At 62.3% G+C, this 16,766-nt stretch carries 17 protein-coding genes; 4 read left to right on the forward strand and 13 right to left on the reverse strand.

Annotated features, from left to right (window positions below):
• Nucleotides 1–3 precede the first annotated feature (3 nt).
• From ACR0EZ_RS14695 to ACR0EZ_RS14735, 9 genes are all read right to left on the reverse strand, one after another.
• On the reverse strand, nucleotides 4–1,533 hold the full coding sequence (locus tag ACR0EZ_RS14695; RefSeq protein ID WP_480614258.1) for an ABC transporter ATP-binding protein: 1,530 nt from the start codon (nucleotides 1,531–1,533) through the stop codon (nucleotides 4–6).
• An 87-nt stretch (nucleotides 1,534–1,620) separates the two neighbouring features.
• A complete protein-coding gene (locus tag ACR0EZ_RS14700) occupies nucleotides 1,621–2,619 on the reverse strand; it encodes a BMP family lipoprotein (RefSeq protein ID WP_480614260.1) in 999 nt (332 codons plus the stop codon).
• 157 nt (nucleotides 2,620–2,776) lie between these two features.
• A complete protein-coding gene (locus tag ACR0EZ_RS14705) occupies nucleotides 2,777–3,190 on the reverse strand; it encodes a GNAT family N-acetyltransferase (protein ID WP_480614262.1) in 414 nt (137 codons plus the stop codon).
• The gene (gene tsaB / locus ACR0EZ_RS14710; RefSeq protein WP_480614264.1) at nucleotides 3,187–3,777 is read right to left on the reverse strand and encodes a tRNA (adenosine(37)-N6)-threonylcarbamoyltransferase complex dimerization subunit type 1 TsaB; all 591 of its coding nucleotides are present in this window, start codon (nucleotides 3,775–3,777) and stop codon (nucleotides 3,187–3,189) included. The genes ACR0EZ_RS14705 and tsaB overlap by 4 nt, the downstream gene beginning before the upstream one ends.
• A complete protein-coding gene (locus tag ACR0EZ_RS14715) occupies nucleotides 3,767–4,330 on the reverse strand; it encodes a NifU family protein (RefSeq protein WP_480614265.1) in 564 nt (187 codons plus the stop codon). The genes tsaB and ACR0EZ_RS14715 overlap by 11 nt, the downstream gene beginning before the upstream one ends.
• A gap of 70 nt (nucleotides 4,331–4,400) precedes the next feature.
• Nucleotides 4,401–4,994 (reverse strand): DsbA family protein, encoded by a 594-nt coding sequence (locus ACR0EZ_RS14720; RefSeq protein ID WP_480614267.1) that lies wholly within the window; start codon nucleotides 4,992–4,994, stop codon nucleotides 4,401–4,403.
• A gap of 9 nt (nucleotides 4,995–5,003) precedes the next feature.
• The gene (locus tag ACR0EZ_RS14725) at nucleotides 5,004–5,459 is read right to left on the reverse strand and encodes a universal stress protein (RefSeq protein ID WP_480614269.1); all 456 of its coding nucleotides are present in this window, start codon (nucleotides 5,457–5,459) and stop codon (nucleotides 5,004–5,006) included.
• A 75-nt stretch (nucleotides 5,460–5,534) separates the two neighbouring features.
• Nucleotides 5,535–6,398 (reverse strand): branched-chain amino acid aminotransferase, encoded by an 864-nt coding sequence (locus ACR0EZ_RS14730; protein WP_480614271.1) that lies wholly within the window; start codon nucleotides 6,396–6,398, stop codon nucleotides 5,535–5,537.
• Between the two features lie 58 nt (nucleotides 6,399–6,456).
• On the reverse strand, nucleotides 6,457–6,918 hold the full coding sequence (locus ACR0EZ_RS14735) for an Lrp/AsnC family transcriptional regulator (RefSeq protein ID WP_480614273.1): 462 nt from the start codon (nucleotides 6,916–6,918) through the stop codon (nucleotides 6,457–6,459).
• Nucleotides 6,919–7,048: 130 nt separating this feature from the next.
• On the opposite strand from ACR0EZ_RS14735, the gene ACR0EZ_RS14740 reads away from it, so the two are divergent.
• On the forward strand, nucleotides 7,049–8,098 hold the full coding sequence (locus tag ACR0EZ_RS14740; RefSeq protein WP_480614275.1) for a Glu/Leu/Phe/Val family dehydrogenase: 1,050 nt from the start codon (nucleotides 7,049–7,051) through the stop codon (nucleotides 8,096–8,098).
• A 43-nt stretch (nucleotides 8,099–8,141) separates the two neighbouring features.
• On the opposite strand, the gene trpS is transcribed toward ACR0EZ_RS14740, so the two are convergent.
• Complete coding sequence (gene trpS / locus ACR0EZ_RS14745) at nucleotides 8,142–9,170, reverse strand: tryptophan--tRNA ligase (RefSeq protein WP_480614277.1); 1,029 nt, start codon at nucleotides 9,168–9,170, stop codon at nucleotides 8,142–8,144.
• An 86-nt stretch (nucleotides 9,171–9,256) separates the two neighbouring features.
• On the opposite strand from trpS, the gene ACR0EZ_RS14750 reads away from it, so the two are divergent.
• Nucleotides 9,257–9,943: a rhomboid family intramembrane serine protease gene (locus ACR0EZ_RS14750; protein WP_480614279.1), complete on the forward strand. Its 687-nt coding sequence runs from the start codon at nucleotides 9,257–9,259 to the stop codon at nucleotides 9,941–9,943.
• On the opposite strand, the gene murJ is transcribed toward ACR0EZ_RS14750, so the two are convergent.
• Genes murJ through ACR0EZ_RS14765 form a run of 3 tightly spaced genes read right to left on the reverse strand, consistent with a single transcriptional unit; the run spans nucleotide 9,944 to nucleotide 15,421 of the window.
• Nucleotides 9,944–11,485, reverse strand: a complete 1,542-nt coding sequence (gene murJ, locus ACR0EZ_RS14755) for a murein biosynthesis integral membrane protein MurJ (RefSeq protein WP_480614281.1) — start codon at nucleotides 11,483–11,485, stop codon at nucleotides 9,944–9,946.
• Nucleotides 11,482–14,301, reverse strand: a complete 2,820-nt coding sequence (locus ACR0EZ_RS14760; protein ID WP_480614283.1) for a [protein-PII] uridylyltransferase — start codon at nucleotides 14,299–14,301, stop codon at nucleotides 11,482–11,484. The genes murJ and ACR0EZ_RS14760 overlap by 4 nt, the downstream gene beginning before the upstream one ends.
• Nucleotides 14,261–15,421, reverse strand: a complete 1,161-nt coding sequence (locus ACR0EZ_RS14765) for a penicillin-binding protein activator (RefSeq protein ID WP_480614285.1) — start codon at nucleotides 15,419–15,421, stop codon at nucleotides 14,261–14,263. The genes ACR0EZ_RS14760 and ACR0EZ_RS14765 overlap by 41 nt, the downstream gene beginning before the upstream one ends.
• 88 nt (nucleotides 15,422–15,509) lie before the next feature.
• Between ACR0EZ_RS14765 and rsmI the strand changes: the two genes are divergently transcribed.
• Both rsmI and ACR0EZ_RS14775 read left to right on the forward strand, forming a co-directional pair.
• Nucleotides 15,510–16,367 (forward strand): 16S rRNA (cytidine(1402)-2'-O)-methyltransferase, encoded by an 858-nt coding sequence (gene rsmI / locus ACR0EZ_RS14770; protein ID WP_480614287.1) that lies wholly within the window; start codon nucleotides 15,510–15,512, stop codon nucleotides 16,365–16,367.
• A 1-nt stretch (nucleotide 16,368) separates the two neighbouring features.
• Nucleotides 16,369–16,740 (forward strand): YraN family protein, encoded by a 372-nt coding sequence (locus ACR0EZ_RS14775; protein ID WP_480614290.1) that lies wholly within the window; start codon nucleotides 16,369–16,371, stop codon nucleotides 16,738–16,740.
• The last annotated feature ends 26 nt before the right edge of the window (nucleotides 16,741–16,766 follow it).

Below are 16,766 nucleotides of genomic sequence, written 5' to 3' on the forward strand. Positions count from 1 at the left end.
ATCTTACGCGGCCTCGCCCGCAACACCGGCCATCAGCAGGCCCAGTTCTTTTTCATCGGTCTCTGCGGGCAGGCGCTCGCCCATGATATGCCCGTCGAACATCACCGCGATCCGGTCGGATAGCGAGAAGATTTCCTCCAGTTCCACCGAGACCAGCAGGATCGCCTTGCCCTGATCGCGCAGGGCGACGATCTGTTTGTGAATGAACTCGATCGCGCCGATATCCACGCCGCGTGTGGGCTGGCCGACCAGCAGCAGGTCGGGATTGCGCTCGATCTCGCGCGCGACGACGATTTTTTGCTGGTTGCCGCCCGAAAAGCTTTTGGCCGCAAGCCACGGGTCGGGCGGGCGGACATCGAATTTCTCGATCTTGGCTTCGGTGTCGGCGCGCAGGGCGGCGTTGTCCATGAAAATGCCGCGCTGATAGGCCGGGTCGCGGTGATAGCCGAAGGCGACGTTTTCCCAGGCGTGGAAATCCATGATCAGACCTTCGCGCTGCCGGTCCTCGGGCACATGGGCGATATGCTGGGCGCGCCGCGCCTGCCCGTCCGATCCCGGCCCGCTGAGCGCCAGCGGTGCGCCGTTCAGCCGGATCGTGCCCTGACCGGGGCGCATCCCGCCCAGAACTTCCAGCAGTTCCGACTGACCGTTTCCCGCAACACCGGCAATGCCCACGATCTCACCGGCGCGGACGGTCAGGTCGATGCCTTTGACCCGCTCAACCCCGGCCTGATCGAACACGCGCAGGTTTTCGACCTCGAGAACCGGCTTGCCTGGCCGCGCGGGAACCTTGTCGACCTGCAACAGCACCTTGCGGCCCACCATCAGCTCGGCGAGGTGTTCTGGGCTGGTCTCAGAGGTTTTGACCGTGGCCGTCATCTCACCCCGGCGCATCACCGACACGGTGTCGGTGTTTTCCATGATCTCGCGCAGCTTGTGCGTGATCACGATGATCGTCTTGCCCTCGGACCGCAGCCGGTCGAGGATGCGGAACAGCTGATCCGCCTCGGCAGGCGTCAGCACGCCGGTGGGCTCGTCAAGGATCAGAATCTCGGCCTTGCGGTATAGCGCTTTGAGGATCTCGACCCGCTGCTGCATCCCCACGCCGATCTCGTCGATGCGCTTGTCGGGGTCGACGAACAGCTCGTATTCTTCCTCGAGCTCTTTCAGTTCCTTCCGGGCCTTGGCCAGCGACGGGGCCAGCAGCCCGCCATCCTCGGCCCCCAGAACGATGTTTTCCAGAACGGTGAAGTTTTCCACCAGTTTGAAATGCTGGAACACCATCCCGATACCCGCAGCAATCGCCGCCTGGCTGTCGGGGATGTCCGTCCGGGTCCCGTTGATCCAGATCTCGCCCTTGTCGGCCTTGTAGAAGCCGTAAAGGATGCTCATCAGCGTGGATTTGCCCGCACCGTTTTCACCGATGATCCCGTGGATCGTGCCGGGGGCGACGCTGATGGAAATGTCTTTGTTGGCCTGAACCGGCCCAAAGGCCTTGGAAATCCCTTTGAGCTCTATGGCGGGGACGGTCATGTCTTGTCCTCAGTTGCCGAAAGGGCCGCGCGGATCGCGGCAGAGTGGAAAGCGGGGCGGCAGCCAGACCCACCGCCCCGCATGATATCAGAACTGCAGTGCCGGGCAGCTGTCGTTCTCGTAATAGCTGACGACGGAAATGTCGCCATCGATGATGCTCTTGCGTGCGGCATCGACCGCATCGCTCATCTCGCCCGAGACAAGCTCTTTGTTGTTGTCATCAATTGCAACGCCAACGCCATCTTCGGCCAGACCCATGGTGAACACACCGGTTTCAACGCTGTCACCCGCCTTCATCGCTTCGTAGACGGCAACGTCCACGCGTTTCAGCATCGAGGTCAGGACCTTGCCGGGGTGCAGGTGGTTCTGGTTGCTGTCCACGCCGATCGACAGGATGCCTTCGTCGGCTGCGGTCTGCAGAACGCCCACGCCGGTGCCGCCTGCGGCAGCATAGATCACGTCAGCGCCCTGGCTGATCTGCGCCTTGGTCAGTTCGGACCCCTTCACCGGGTCGTTCCACGCTGCCGGAGTGGTGCCGGTCATGTTGGCGACCACGTTGATATCCGGATTCACCGCCTTGGCCCCTTGCGCGTAACCGCAGCCGAAATGGCGGATCAGCGGAACGTCCATGCCGCCGATGAAACCGACCGTGCCGGATTTCGAGGCCATCGCGGCCATCATGCCGACCAGGTACGAGCCCTCATGCTCGGCAAAGCCCACCTGACGCAGGTTCGGCGCGTCCAGCCAGGTTACGTCGACCACAACAAAGGTTGTATCCGGATAATCGGGGGCAACGGCGCTGAGCGGATCAGCCATGCCAAATCCCATGGTGATGATCGGGTTCGAACCCGCTTCGGCAAAACGGCGCAGCGCCTGTTCGCGCTGGGCTTCGGACTGCATTTCGATCTCGCGATAGGTGCCGCCGGTTTCATCCGCCCAACGCTGCGCACCGTTATAGGCCGCTTCGTTGAACGACTTGTCGAACTTGCCGCCCAGGTCAAAGATCAGGGCCGGTTCGGCCAAAGCTGCGCCAGCCGTCAGTGCAACCGCAGCGGCCGCGCCCATCAAAGATTTCATCAGGGTCATTTGTTACTCCCGTTGGTTTTATCGGTTCCGGACCAAGATAGCCCTGTTTACCCACTCAGAGCGAGCATAACCGTTGTGATGGCGGGAATTAAGGACGTTTGCAACAGGAAGGGTCAACTGGTTTTTGACCAGTTGGTCGAAAAATATGCGTTTGCAGTCAGGGCAGGCTGCGTTCCATCATGATCGCATCGGTGTTTTCACCGTTTTTGCCGGCGTAATAGGCTTTGCGCAGGCCGCAGGGGCGGTAATTGCAGCTTTCGTAGAGTGCAATTGCGGCTGCATTATCTGCCGCCACGTCAAGAAATGCGCGCCGCGCGCCCAGTTCCCGGGCGCGGATATGCCAGGTTTCCATGCCCTGCCGCGCCAGACCCTGCCTTTGATGAGCGGGGTGAGTCGCAATGGTCAGCAACTCGGCCTCATCCGCGATGACTTGAAACAGGGCGAAGCAGTGCGCGTTGCCTGTCGCATGGGTGAATCGGTTGGCCAGAAGGTCGGCGAACTCGTCAGCGGTCCACGGGCGCGCCTGTGTGAAGGCCGCGGCGTGGATCAGGGCCATGTCCTGCGGGGTCATCCGTCCAGAAGCGCCGGCGGAATATCGCTGGACGGCGCGGCGTCGGCGGGGCGCACATATAGCGGTGCCGGAGAGGTGCGCGTGTCAGGCCAGCGCTGCGCTGCGATCCGGGCGATGGCCTGTGCTTGCCGAGCCGGATCGTCGTTGAAATACAAGGGTCCCAAGATTTCCGCCTCGGCCCTTGGCAGCAGGCGCGACGCGGTCTCGGGCAACTGGACATAAACCTGATCTCGGGGCGCGGAAATGGCCGGAAGCCGTCCTTGCGGGGCAAGCGCGGTCAGGGCGTCGAACCCTGAAACGCCCACAGCGGGAACACCCAGCCCAAGGGCGAGCCCGCGCGCTGCTGAGACCGAGATGCGGATGCCGGTGAAGTTGCCGGGGCCAACGCCGACGCCGATAGCATCCAAGGTGCGCCACGTGCAGTTCGCCTCGGCCAGAACCTCTTCCAGCAGGGGCATCAGCCGTTCTGCCTGCCCGCGCGACATTGCTTCGGCGTGCGCGGTGACAATCTCATCACCACGCAACAAAGCGGCCGCGCAATGCGCGGCCGATGTGTCGAAAGCCAGTATCGTTGCGTCAGACAGCAACAGGGCGTACCTCGGTCACTTCGGGAATGTAGTGGCGCAGCAAGTTCTCGATGCCCATTTTCAGCGTCAGGGTCGAGGACGGGCAGCCCGCGCAGGCCCCCTGCATGTGCAGATAGACCACGCCGCGATCAAACCCGTGGAAGGTGATGTCGCCACCGTCCTGAGCCACCGCCGGACGCACCCGGCTGTCCAGCAGGTCTTTGATCTGGTTGACGATTTCGGCGTCCTCGCCGGAATGCTCGGCATGGCCCGAGGCGGTTTCGGCACCGGCACCCATGACCGGCTGACCGGACTGGTAATGCTCCATCACGGCACCAAGGATCGCGGGTTTGATGTGATCCCACTGCACGTCGTCGGATTTGGTCACGGTGACGAAATCATTGCCGAAAAACACGCCGGTGACGCCGTTCACCGCAAAGATGCGCTTGGCGAGCGGGGATTTCTCCCCGGCCTCGGCGGTTGGAAAGTCCGCAGTTCCGGCCTCAAGCACCGTTTGGCCGGGCAAAAACTTCAGGGTCGCCGGGTTCGGGGTGGATTCGGTCTGAATGAACATGGGGACAGCTCCGTCTATGGTGCCCCTGATATGCGGGCAGGCGCTTGGGAAGTCAAGATTTGGAACCGTTCTAAATTGCCGTGGCGTGGTTTATTGCGCTCTTAAGCCGGTCATCGCCCCAAAACAGCTCATCCCCGACCACAAAGCTGGGCGCGCCGAACAGGCTGTTTTCCTTGGCGCGCGTGGACTGATCAAACAAGGCGGCTTTGATCTCCGGCTCTTTTGCGCGATCCATCAGGTCCAGCGGCAGCCCTGCCTTGGCAAGGCAGTCGCCAAGCACATCTGAATCCGAGATATTGCGGCCTTCCCCAAACTCCGCCGCATAAACCGCCCGCACAAACGCCGCGCGCTGGTCGGCATGGTCAATCACCAGGGTCAGGCGCGCCGCGTGCAGGCCGTTTTGCGGAAAGGGATCGGGCCGGTGGAACGGCAAACCGCGTTCGGCACACAGCCGTTCCATGTCGCGCCACATATAGCGCCCCTTGGCGGGGTAGATATTGAACGGAGAGTTATCCCACCCCTGTTCCGCAAAGATCGGCCCCAACAAGAACGGCTGCCAATCGACAGAGACGCGTTTCTCCGCCGCAAGCCGCTCGATGCGCATCGCGCTCAGATAGGAGTAGGTCGAGGCGAATTCGAACCAGAACTGAACCGTTGCGCCCATAGCCAGACCTCAGGTGATTTCTTCCAGCTTTTCCTTGCTCAGATCGCCGGGCACGATGGTGATCGGAATCGGCAGGCTGCCCGAGTTGCGGGTCAATTGGGTGACCAGCGGGCCGGGGCCTTTCTTGTCGGTGCCGGCGCCCAGCACCAAAACACCGATTTCCGGGTCGGCCTGGACGTGTTCGATGATCTGCGGAACCGGGTCGCCTTCGCGAATGGCCAACTCGGGTTCAACGTCCTGCTTGTCGCGCATCCATTTCGCAAAAACCTCGAAATGGGCGTGGATACGTTCGCGCGCTTCTTCGCGCATGACCTCGGCAACACCGATCCAGTGGTTGAACTCATCGGGCGGAATGACCGACAGGATGGTCACACCGCCGCCGGTATGCGCCGCGCGCATCGCGGCAAACCGCATCGCGTTCAGGCATTCGCGGCTGTCATCCAGAACTACTAAGAACTTGCGCATGGGTGTCCTCTGTACTTTCGGGGATCATGCCCCACCGCGTGCGGGCTGGCAACTCGGGCGATCCCTCTACCCGTGCTAGCGTTCACTTGCCGCCCAATCCCAGTAAAGCGCGCGGGCGCGGCGGGCGATAGGGCCAATCTGGAATTGTGTATCGTCCAACGCCGTGACCGGGGTGATCTTGTTCATGTTTCCGGTCATGAACACCTCATCCGCCTGATGGAAATCGTCGAAGCCAAGGATGTCTTCGTGCACCGTCACCCCATCGGCGCGCAGGTTGTCGATGTGGCGCGCACGGGTGATCCCGGCCAGGAACGTGCCGTTGGGGACCGGGGTGAACACCTCACCATCCTTGACCAGAAAGATATTGGCGGTCGCGGTTTCCGCCACATTCCCCATCGCATCGGCGACTAAAGCGTTGGAAAAGCCCTTGGCGCGCGCCTCTGTCAGCATCCGCGCATTGTTGGGGTAAAGGCACCCGGCCTTGGCGTTCACCACGGCGTTTTCCAGAACCGGACGCCGGAACCGCGTGGTCGTCAAAGTGGCCGAGGCGGTTTCCGGCGCCATCGGAATTTCCTCAAGGCAGATTGCAAAGCCGGTGCTGTTTTCCTGCGGGACGATGGCGGTATGATCGCCGTCCAGCCCCCAATACATCGGCCGGATATAGACCGCAGCGCCAGGCGCATAGGCCTGCAACCCGTCCCGGACCAGATCGACCATCTGCTCGGCCGTAACAGTCGGGGTCAGCATCAGCGCCTCGGCCGAGCGATTCACGCGGGCGCAATGGGCCAGAAGATCGGGGGCCAGACCCTCGAAAAACCGCGCGCCGTCAAACACCGATGACCCCAGCCATGCGCCGTGGTCCGCCGCCCGCATGATGGGGGCGTCGCCGTCATGCCACCGGCCTTCGAAATAGGTTCGGATGTTTTGTCCAACCGCCATGGTCCCCTCCGCTCGTTCCGGCGAAACCTAGGAGCGTGCGGCTGAGACGTCCAGAAGATTATCCCACCGGCAGCGGCAGAGCCTCGCGCTTGACCATCGTGCGCAGGGCAAAGTTTGAGCGGAGGTTGCGTATGCCCCGTATCTGCATCAGCCGATGTTCCAGAAACGCATCAAAGGCTTTCAGGTCCTTGGCGACAACGCGCAGCAGAATGTCACGCGACCCGGTCATCAGATAGCACTCCATCACCTCATCACAGCGGCGGATGGCCTTTTCGAACGAGTCGATGGCGGATCGGTCCTGCTTTTCCAGTTCGACCGAGATGAAGATCGTGACCCCGTAGCCCAGCAATTCGGGATCGACCTGCGCAGCGTAGCCCGTAATCAGCCCGTCGCGCTGCAACCTGTCCAGCCGTCTGGCGCAGGGGGTCGGCGACAGGCCGACATGCTCGGCCAGATCGATGACGGTCATGCGGCCATCTTTCTGCAACGCGCGTACTATTTTCCTATCAATTTTATCCATAGAGAAATTCTCCAACCAATCCCGCCAATGTAGAGTATTTCGCCAAAGTCGGTCAACACGAGGGCGTGCATTGGCGAAATTCGTTCCGATATTCGTGGCAGACTCGGTTCAACTTTTTCGGAGGAGAGCCATGGAAGTCACCCAGATAGACGCGCCGGGGCACGAGCGTGTGGTGGAATTCAAAGATCAAGCCTGCGGTCTTTCGGGCTATGTCGCAATTCACTCGACACAGTTGGGCCCGGCGGCGGGCGGCGTACGGATGCGGCATTACGGGCATCCCGCCGAGGCGCTGAATGACGCGCTGCGCCTGTCGCGGGGGATGACGTTCAAGAACGCCGCTGCGGACCTGCCATTGGGTGGTGGCAAGGCCGTGATCATCGGCGATCCGGCCTCGGACAAATCGCCGGAACTGCTGCGGGCCTTCGGGCGCGTGGTCCAGCACTTGGGCGGCCAGTACTGGACGGCCGAGGATATGGGCATGACCCCCGCCGACATGGCGCAGATCGGGTCCGAGACCAAATTTGTCGCCGGGCTGTCCGAGGGTGACTTTGCCAGCGGCGATCCGTCGCCGATCACGGCGCGGGGTATTTTCAACGCGATCCGTATTGCGGCGGCGCATCGGTTCGGCTCAGCCGATCTGACGGGGCACACGGTCTCGGTTCAGGGGTTGGGCAATGTCGGCTGGCACCTGTGCTGTCTGCTGCATGACAGCGGTGCGCACCTGATCGTCACAGATATCGATGCGCAGCAGATGGCGCGGGCAGAACGCCAATTTGGGGCGACATTGGTGGAAACGCACGAGATTTACGGCGTCGACGCCGATATCTTCGCCCCCTGCGCAATTGGCGGCATTCTGAACGACTCCAGCATCCCTCTGCTTCAGGTCGGGGCCGTTGCAGGCGGGGCGAACAACCAGCTTGCCACGGATGCGGATGCGGACCGGCTGCACGCGCGCGGTATCCTTTACGCTCCGGACTTTGTGGCAAATGGCGGCGGGATCGTGAATGTTGCCACCGAAATCCTGCAGGTCGCCGAGCGTGAGGTCTGGGTGAACCGCAGATTGCGGGCGCTTGAGCAGACGATGGACCGCATCCTGACCCGCGCCCGGGCCGAAGCGGTCAGCCCGCATGCCGTGGCGGAATCGATTGTTCAGGAGGTGCTGCGCCCGCAGGCCGCCTGACAAAAAACGCCGCCCCTTGGGGCGGCGCTTTCTTTGATTTGGATCAGGACTTTCCTGCGCCGACCATTCCGACAATGTCATAGGTCTGCTTCAGGATCGGCGCGGCAACCGCACGGGCCTTTTCCGCCCCGCGTGCCAGAATCCGGTCGATTTCAGCCTCTTCCCCCATCAGCCGCGCCATCTCGGACGAGATTGGCGACAGTTTCGACACGGCCAGCTCGGCCAGCATCGGCTTGAACTCACCGAACTGCTTGCCACCGACCTCGGCCAGAACCTGCTCGGCGGTCTGATCGCTTAGCGCGGCGTAGATATTCACCAGATTGCGCGCCTCGGGACGTTCGGACAGACCGTCGATTTCCGAGGGCAGGGCCTCGGGGTCGGTCTTGGCCTTGCGAATCTTCTTGGCAATCGCATCCGCATCGTCGGTCATGTTGATCCGGGTCATGTCGGACGGGTCCGAGGATGACATCTTGCGCGACCCGTCGCGCAGGTTCATCACTCGCGGCGCAGGGCCGCCGATGACCGGTTCGGTCACCGGAAAGAAATCGACGCCATAGTCATGGTTGAACTTGATCGCGATATCGCGGGTCAATTCCAGATGCTGTTTCTGATCCTCACCCACCGGCACATGGGTGGCGTGATAGGTCAGAATATCCGCCGCCATCAGCGCCGGATAGGCAAACAACCCCAACGAGGCGTTCTGGGCATTCTTGCCCGCCTTGTCCTTGAACTGGGTCATCCGCTGCATCCAGCCAATGCGGGCGATGCAGTTGAAGATCCAGGCCAGTTGTGTGTGCTCGGGCACCTGGCTTTGGTTGAACAGGATCGATTTTTCAGGGTCCAGACCTGCGGCGATAAAGCCCGCGCAGACCTCGCGCGTTTTTTCGCGCAGACGGGCCGGGTCCTGCCAGACGGTGATCGCGTGCAGGTCGACCATGCAATAGATGGTCTGGAAATCTTCGCCCTGCATATCCACAAAACGCTTGAGCGCACCCAGGTAGTTGCCAAGGTGCAGGTTTCCCGAAGGCTGGATGCCGGAAAACACGCGCGGCGTGAATTGGGTTTCGGTCATCGAAGGGAACTCCCGTCTGGAAAAATCAGCCCCCGTCGCTTACCCATGAGGCCAAGGGACGTCAACAGCCGCGAAAGGCCAGCCCAATGAGCAGTGAGCATTATACGCCGCCCGTGAACCCTTTGCCGCCCGTTGTCGTGGCGCTGACATTGTTCATCATGGGTATCGAGGTGATCCTGTATCTGGGCTCACGCGGTCTTGTGGGCGGGCCATCGGCGGTGGGCTGGCGGCTGGATGCGCTGCAGCGATATACGTTTTCGCCCGATATCTTCGACTGGATGGTGCAGAACGGGCGCTGGCCGTTCGAGCATGTGATCCGCTTTGTCACCTATCCCTTTGTTTCGGCCAATTTCACGCAGGCGATCTTTGTCTGCGTCTTTGTTCTGGCCATGGGCAAGATGGTGGCCGAAGTCTTTGGCAGCGTCGCCATGCTGATCATCTTTGTGCTGTCCGGTGTGGGCGGTGCGCTGGCTTATGCGCTGCTGCTGGACCCGGCCTATCCGCTGGTCGGAGGGTTCCCGCCGGTCTACGGCCTGATCGGCGCATTCACCTGGCTGCTCTGGCGCAAACTGTCGCTGGTGGGGGAAAATCAATCCCGCGCTTTCAGTCTGATTGCGGTGCTGATGGGGATCCAGTTGCTGTTTGGCCTGATCTTTGGCGGAACATTGGATTGGGTGGCCGATCTGGGTGGGTTTGCCACCGGGTTCGGCCTGTCCTTCTTTCTGGCACCGGGCGGATGGGCGCGGATCCGGGGCCGTATCCGGCGCGATTGATCACGACCGGCGCAGGCTCTGTTTGAACTCGGACAGTTTGAACGCCCCCAACAGGTGGCCGAGGATGAAATAAGCGGCTGCCGCGATGGCGATCAGCATCAACAGCGCCAGATAACGCCAGCCCGGCACCTCGAACGTCCAGCCGAACAAGTGGATTGCAGCATAAAGCACGATACCCATCCCGATTGAGGCCCCCACGATCCGCCCCGCGCGCTGCCGGAACCGGTCATCAAAGCGCGCTTCCTCCCCCATCCGGCGCGCGCCGAGGGCCAGAAGCGCGACCATGGCCCAGCCTGCGGCTGAGGCGGCGATGGCCGGTGCGATCCAGCCCACGATCGGGTAAAGGCCAAAGGCCAACGCCGCATTGACGATCATCGCAACGACGGCATAGCGGAACGGTGATTTTGTATCCTCGCGTGCGAAGAACAAAGGCTGCAACAGCTTTTGCAGCATGAAGGCGGGCAGCCCGACGCCATAGATCGCAACGGCTAGAGCGGTGGCGGCGGTATCTTCGGCACTGAACTGACCGCGCTGGAACAGGACCGAGACCAGCGCGTTGGGAATGATCAGAAACGCCACCGTTGACGGCAGGGTCAGTAGCAACGTGAACTCTCCGGCGCGGGAAAAGGCATTGCGGGCCCCGTCCTTATCGCCCGCACGCAAACGGCGCGAGAGGTCGGGCAGCAGGACGATGCCCACGGCGATGCCAACAACACCGAGCGGCAATTGATACAACCGGTCTGCGGCAAACAGCCAACTGACGGCCTTTTCGGTTTTCGAGGCCACCAGTTGCCCCACGACCAGATTGACCTGCGTCACCCCCATCGCCAGCGCGGCAGGGATCGCGATGCGCACCATGCGGCGCATCTCGGGCGTCAAACGCGGCAGGCCGGGGCGGATGCGGATACCCGCGCGTTCGGTGGCGACCCAGACCAGCGCCAGCTGTGCAACGCCTGCGATGGGGATGACGGTGATCAGCCAGCGAATGACCTCGCCCCCCGAGACGGCTCCGGCGATCAGGGCAGTGCAGGCAAAGATGTTCAGCAGGACCGGGGCCGCCGCTGCCGCTGCGAAGCGGCCCGTTGCATTCAGAACGCCGGAAAACAGCGCCGCCAGCGACATGAACAGGATGTAGGGGAAAACCACGTAACCATAATCGACCGCCAGATCGAAGCGTTCGTCGCCATAGAACCCCTCGGCCGTCAGCCAGACCAGGCCCGGCATGAACACCATCGCCAGCCCGACCAGCGCCAGTACAGCCACGGCCAGCAGGTTGAAGGCATCCTGTGCAAAGCCCTGCGCGTCGTCCTCCCCTTCCAGCCGCTTCGAGAACATCGGCACGAAGGCCGCGTTGAACGCGCCTTCGGCGAAGAAACGGCGGAACATGTTGGGCAGGCGGAAGGCGGCGACAAAAGCGTCCATCACCGGGCCGGGGCCGATATAGGCGGTTAGCAGAATCTCGCGCAGGAAGCCTAGTATCCGGCTGGCCAGAGTCCAGAACCCGACCGTGAACAGGCCCGAAAACAGCCGGATTTGCTTCATGACGCGGCGCGCTCCGCACCTTTGGTGATGGCATTGCGCAGCTTGGCCTCAAGGCCGCTCTGTTTGCTTTCCGAATGGTATTTCAGGCCGAACATGTCCTTGACATAGAACGTATCCACCACCTGTTCGCCATAGGTCGCTATCACCGCGTTGGCGATATAGACATTGGCGGCGGCCAGCGTGCGGGTCAGATCATAAAGCAGACCGGGCCGGTCACGGGTGTCGACCTCGATGATCGTGTAGATCTCGGACCCGTCATTGTCGAAGGTGATATGGGTCGGCACGTTGAAAGCCCGCTCGCGTTTCTTGATCTTGTCGCGGGATTTCAGCGCGTCGTGGGCGACGACTTCGCCCTTGAGGGTCTTGTGGATCATCTGGGTCAGGCGGGGCAGGCGGCTGGATTCGAAAGGGTGGCCTTCGGCATCCTGTATCCAGAACGCATCCGTCACATAGCCGTCCTTGGTGGTGTAGCTGCGCGCATCGACCACATTAGCACCGACCAGCGCCAGAGCACCCGCGATGCGGGCAAAGATGCCGGGGTGGTCCGCCATGGCGAAACAGGCCCGCGTGGCGTCGCGGTCTTCATCCGGGTGCAGGCGGATTTCCATCGCGCCGGGATCGCCGCTGGTTTCCAGCGCCAGCAGCATTTCGGCAAATTCCACATGGGTTGACAGGTTCAGACCCTGCCAATAGGGCGCATAATGCCGGCCGGTTTCGGCCTTGAGGTCCGCCTTGGACCACGACCCAAGCTCTGCGCGCAGGGCCTTTTTGGCCTCGGCCCCGCGATTGGCGCGGTTGAGGTCCTCCATCCCCGTCTCAAGCGCCCGCTTGGTTTCGGCATGCAGGGCGCGCAGCAGCGTGGCTTTCCAGTTGTTCCAGGTGTTGGGGCCGACGCCGCGAATGTCGCAGACTGTCAGCACCGTCAGCAGGTCCAGCCGCTTGACCGTCTGCACCGCCTTGGCGAAATCGCGCACGGTGCGCGGGTCCGAGATATCGCGCTTTTGCGCCATGTCCGACATCAGCAGGTGATAGCGCACCAGCCATTCCACCGTCTCGGCATCGGATTTGCTCAGGCCCAGCCGGGGCGCGACCTTGCGCGCAATCTGCGCCCCCAGAATCGAGTGATCTTCGGGCCGCCCCTTGGCGATATCGTGCAGCAGCAAAGCGACATACAGCACCTTGCGGTTGACCCCGCCCTTCAGGATTGACGAGGCCAGCGGCAGCGATTCCACCAGCTCCCCCCGTTCAATCTGGGCCAGGTTGACGATGCACTGGATCGTATGCTCATCCACCGTATAGCTGTGATACATGTTGAACTGCATCATCGCCACGATGTGTTCGAACTCGGGCAGAAAGGCCGACAGCACGCCCAGTTCGTTCATGCGCCGCAGGGCCCGTTCCGGGTTGCCGTGTTTCAGCATCAGGTCCAGGAAAATCCGCTGCGCCTCTTTGTCGTTGCGCATGTCCTTGTCGATCAGCGACAGGTTCGCCGCCACCAGACGCATGGCATCGGGGTGGATCAGCATGCCGGTCCGCAGGCCTTCTTCGAACAGGCGCAGCAGGTTCATCTTGTCGGACAGGAAGGCCTCGGGGTCGGCCACGTCCAACCGGCCATGCACCACCTTGTAGCCCGGTTTGACCCGCGGACGGCGGCGAAAGATGCGCTCCAGCAACGGCGCGGTCTTGATATGCTGCGCCTCGAGCTTGGTGAGGAAAATCCGGGTCAGTTCCCCCACGCGGGTGGCTTCGCGGAAATAGCGCTGCATGAAAACCTCGACCGCGCGGCGACCGGCCATGTCGTGGTATCCCATGCGATCGGCCACTTCGACCTGCAGGTCGAAGGTAAGCTGCTCGGTCGCCCGCCCGGTCACCAGATGCAGATGAGAGCGGACGGCCCAAAGAAAATCCTCGGCCCGGACAAAGGTCTGGAATTCTTCCGGCGTGAACAGGCCCAACGGCACCAGTTCGGCCACATCGTGCACGCCATAGACATATTTTGCGATCCAGTAGAGCGATTGCAGATCGCGCAGGCCGCCCTTGCCCTCTTTCACATTGGGCTCGACCATGTAGCGCTCACCCTGTTTCAGGTGGCGCGCATCCCGTTCCTGCAGCTTGGCTTCGATGAACTCGCGCTCGGTGCCTTTGAACAGATCGGATTTGAGCTGCGCCTCCAGCGCCTCGGCCAGCGCCCTGTCACCCGCAAGGTAGCGCTGTTCCAGCATGGCGGTGCGGATGGTGAAGTCATCGGCCCCCAGACGCAGGCAATCCTTGATGGTGCGCGAGGAATGACCGACCTTCAGCCGCAGATCCCACAGGATATAGAGCATGGATTCGATCACGCTCTCGGCCCAGGCGGTGATCTTGTAGGGTGTCAGGAACAGCAGATCAACATCGGATGCCGGGGCCATTTCCCCCCGCCCATAGCCGCCAACGGCCAGCACCGCGATCTTTTCCCCCCGCGTGGGCGTGGCCAGGGGATGCAGCCGCTGGCTCGAGATGCGCATGGCAGTACAGACAAGTTGGTCGGTCAGATAGGTATAGGACCGGGTCAGCGGGCGGGCGCTGAAGGGATGGGCGGCAAAAGCATCGGCAATTGCCTGACGACCCGTCTTTTGAGCCTCGCGCAGGATGCGTACGGTTTCAGACCGCATGGCGGCGTTGTCCGCACAGGACCTGAGCGCTTCGGCAAGCTGTGCCTCAACCCCGGTGCTGTCGAAAATGTCTTCGGCCGGGCAGATCAGGGTGCCGTCGGGCGGGGTGATCACGCCGGGCCGGTCAGAAACCGGCGCCAGAGAAGCTTTGTGGGGCAGGGTCAATCACAACCACCTGTTTATTCTGGATCGTGGCAACAGCCAGACCGCGTTCGTTGGTGCCGTTCGCGCGCAGGCGGAAGATGCCGCCGACGCCCTGAAAACCGGCGTTCTGTGTCAGGGCCGAGGCGGTCAGCGCATCGGATTTGCCCTGGCTCACCAGCGCTCCGATGGCGGCGATCCCGTCATAGGCCAGCCCGCTGATCGGGTGCGGGGCCTGACCGTAGGTGTTGTTGTAGCGCTGGCGATAGGCTTGTGCCTTGGCCGGATCGGGAAGCGCGAACCAGCCGCCCTGCACGCCGGGCAGTTCCAGCGTCTGGGGCGGGATATCCCAGCGGGTCAGGCCGATGAACTGCGTGGTCGACGGCGACACGCCGGCCTCGGGCAGCAGTTGCGAATACAGCGGCAGTGCTCCCGCCGTGGTGGCGGTCAGGAAAATGGAATCGGCCCCGGTAGAATCGACCGTGGCCTTGATCGCAGGAACCGAGTTGATGACCCCCTGCTGCGAGCGGTCATATCCGACGGTTCCGGCATTATTGACCCGGCTGCTGGCCAGCGCGCTGGCAATCGCCGCCTGGCCCAGTTGTCCGGCGGCATCGTTGCTGTGCACGATCACCGTGCCGGTCTTGCCTTGGCTGCCCGCATAGCGGACCAGCCGGTTGGCCGTGTTGTCGAAGGTCGGACCCAGAACAAACACATTGCCACCTGCGATGCTGGTATTGTTCGAGAAGGACAGCACGTTGACATTGTTGCTCAGCACCGCAAGGCCCGCCGCATTGGCGGCCTGCGCATAAACCGGCCCGAGGATGATCTTTGCCCCATCCGCCACCGCCTGCTGCGCCACGGCGGTTGCGGTGCTCGGGTTGCCCGCCGTGTCATAGACGCGCAGGTCGATCTGAACATTCGGCAGATCGGACATCGCCATGCGGGCTGCGTTTTCAAGGCTTTGCGCCAGCGCGGCATCGCCGGATTGCGGAACCAGCAGCGCCACGGGGACCGGATCGGAGGTGTTGATCGACGGCCCGCCGCCCAAGCCGCCCGGTTCACAGGCTGCCAGGAATACAGCGGTGGTCAGGGCAGCAGCGGCCTTCGCCAGCTTGCTTACGGGCTTGCAAACGGTAAACATCTAAATGAAAACTCCCTGATCCGGCGGCGCGGGGCGCTGCTGTTCTATCGAGCCGCGATAATAAACGTCACGCTGTGAGGGTCCAGCTTTGAATTTCCAAAAGATCAGATTGGCTGCGGGCCTGTATTTTGTTGCCACTCCGATCGGGACCGCGCGCGACATTACGCTCAGGGCACTGGATGTTCTGGCCTCGGCGGACATGATCGCCGCCGAAGACACCCGCAGCCTGCGGCGGCTGATGGAGATTCACGGCGTTCCCCTGGAGGGGCGGCGCATTCAGGCCTATCACGATCACAGCGGCGCAGGCGCGCGCGGCAAAATCCTTGAGGCTCTGGAACAGGGCCTCTCGGTTGCTTATGCGTCCGAGGCCGGAATGCCGCTGATCGCCGACCCCGGATACGATCTGGGGCGGCAGGCGTCCGAGGCCGGCCACAGCGTGACCTGCGCCCCCGGCCCGTCCGCCGCGCTGGCGGCGCTGACACTGGCGGGCCTGCCCACGGATGCGTTCTTTTTTGCCGGTTTCCTGCCCAATGCCGCTGGCGCCCGCCGCGCCCGCATCGAAGCGCTGCGCGACATCCCGGGAACGCTGGTGTTCTACGAATCGCCCAAGCGCGTGGCCAATTGCCTGTCGGATCTGGCCGAAGTGCTGGGCGCGGACCGGCAGGGTGCGTTGTGTCGCGAATTGACCAAGAAATTCGAAGAGGTCCGGCGCGGTTCATTGGGTGAGCTGGCCGAAGAGTATCGTGACAAAACCGTCAAGGGCGAGGTCGTCCTGCTGGTGGATCGCAGCCATTCGCAAAGCGTTAACGAATCTGACGTAGAAGAGGCACTTGTAAGAGCCCTGGAAACCCATTCGGTTCGGGACGCGGCGGATTTTGTGTCAGAGATGTACGATCTGCCGCGCCGTCCGATCTATCAGAAGGCTCTGAAACTGGGAAAGGGATAACATGGTCAGGTGCTCGGCTCGCGGTTCGGTTTCTTATCATGCGGGGCATGCCGCGGAATTGCGGGTCGCGAGCGACTATGAACGGCGCGGTTTTTCAATCGCCCACCACCGCTGGCGCGGCGCGGGGGGTGAAATTGATCTGATCGCCCGGGATGGCGACGATCTGATTTTCATCGAAGTCAAGGCAAGCTCCAGTTTCGACGCGGCCGCTGCCCGGATCAACCCGCGCCAGATCAAGCGCATTTATGCCTCTGCGGCGCAGTTTCTGGAAAACGAGCCGGGCGGGCAACTGACGAATGTGCGTTTCGACGCGGCGCTGGTGGACGGAACCGGCGCTGTACAGATCATCGAAAACGCTTTCGGGCACGCCTGACCCATTGAACCCTTTGGCTGGCTGCG

Source organism: Ruegeria sp. AK4, from assembly GCF_056541025.1.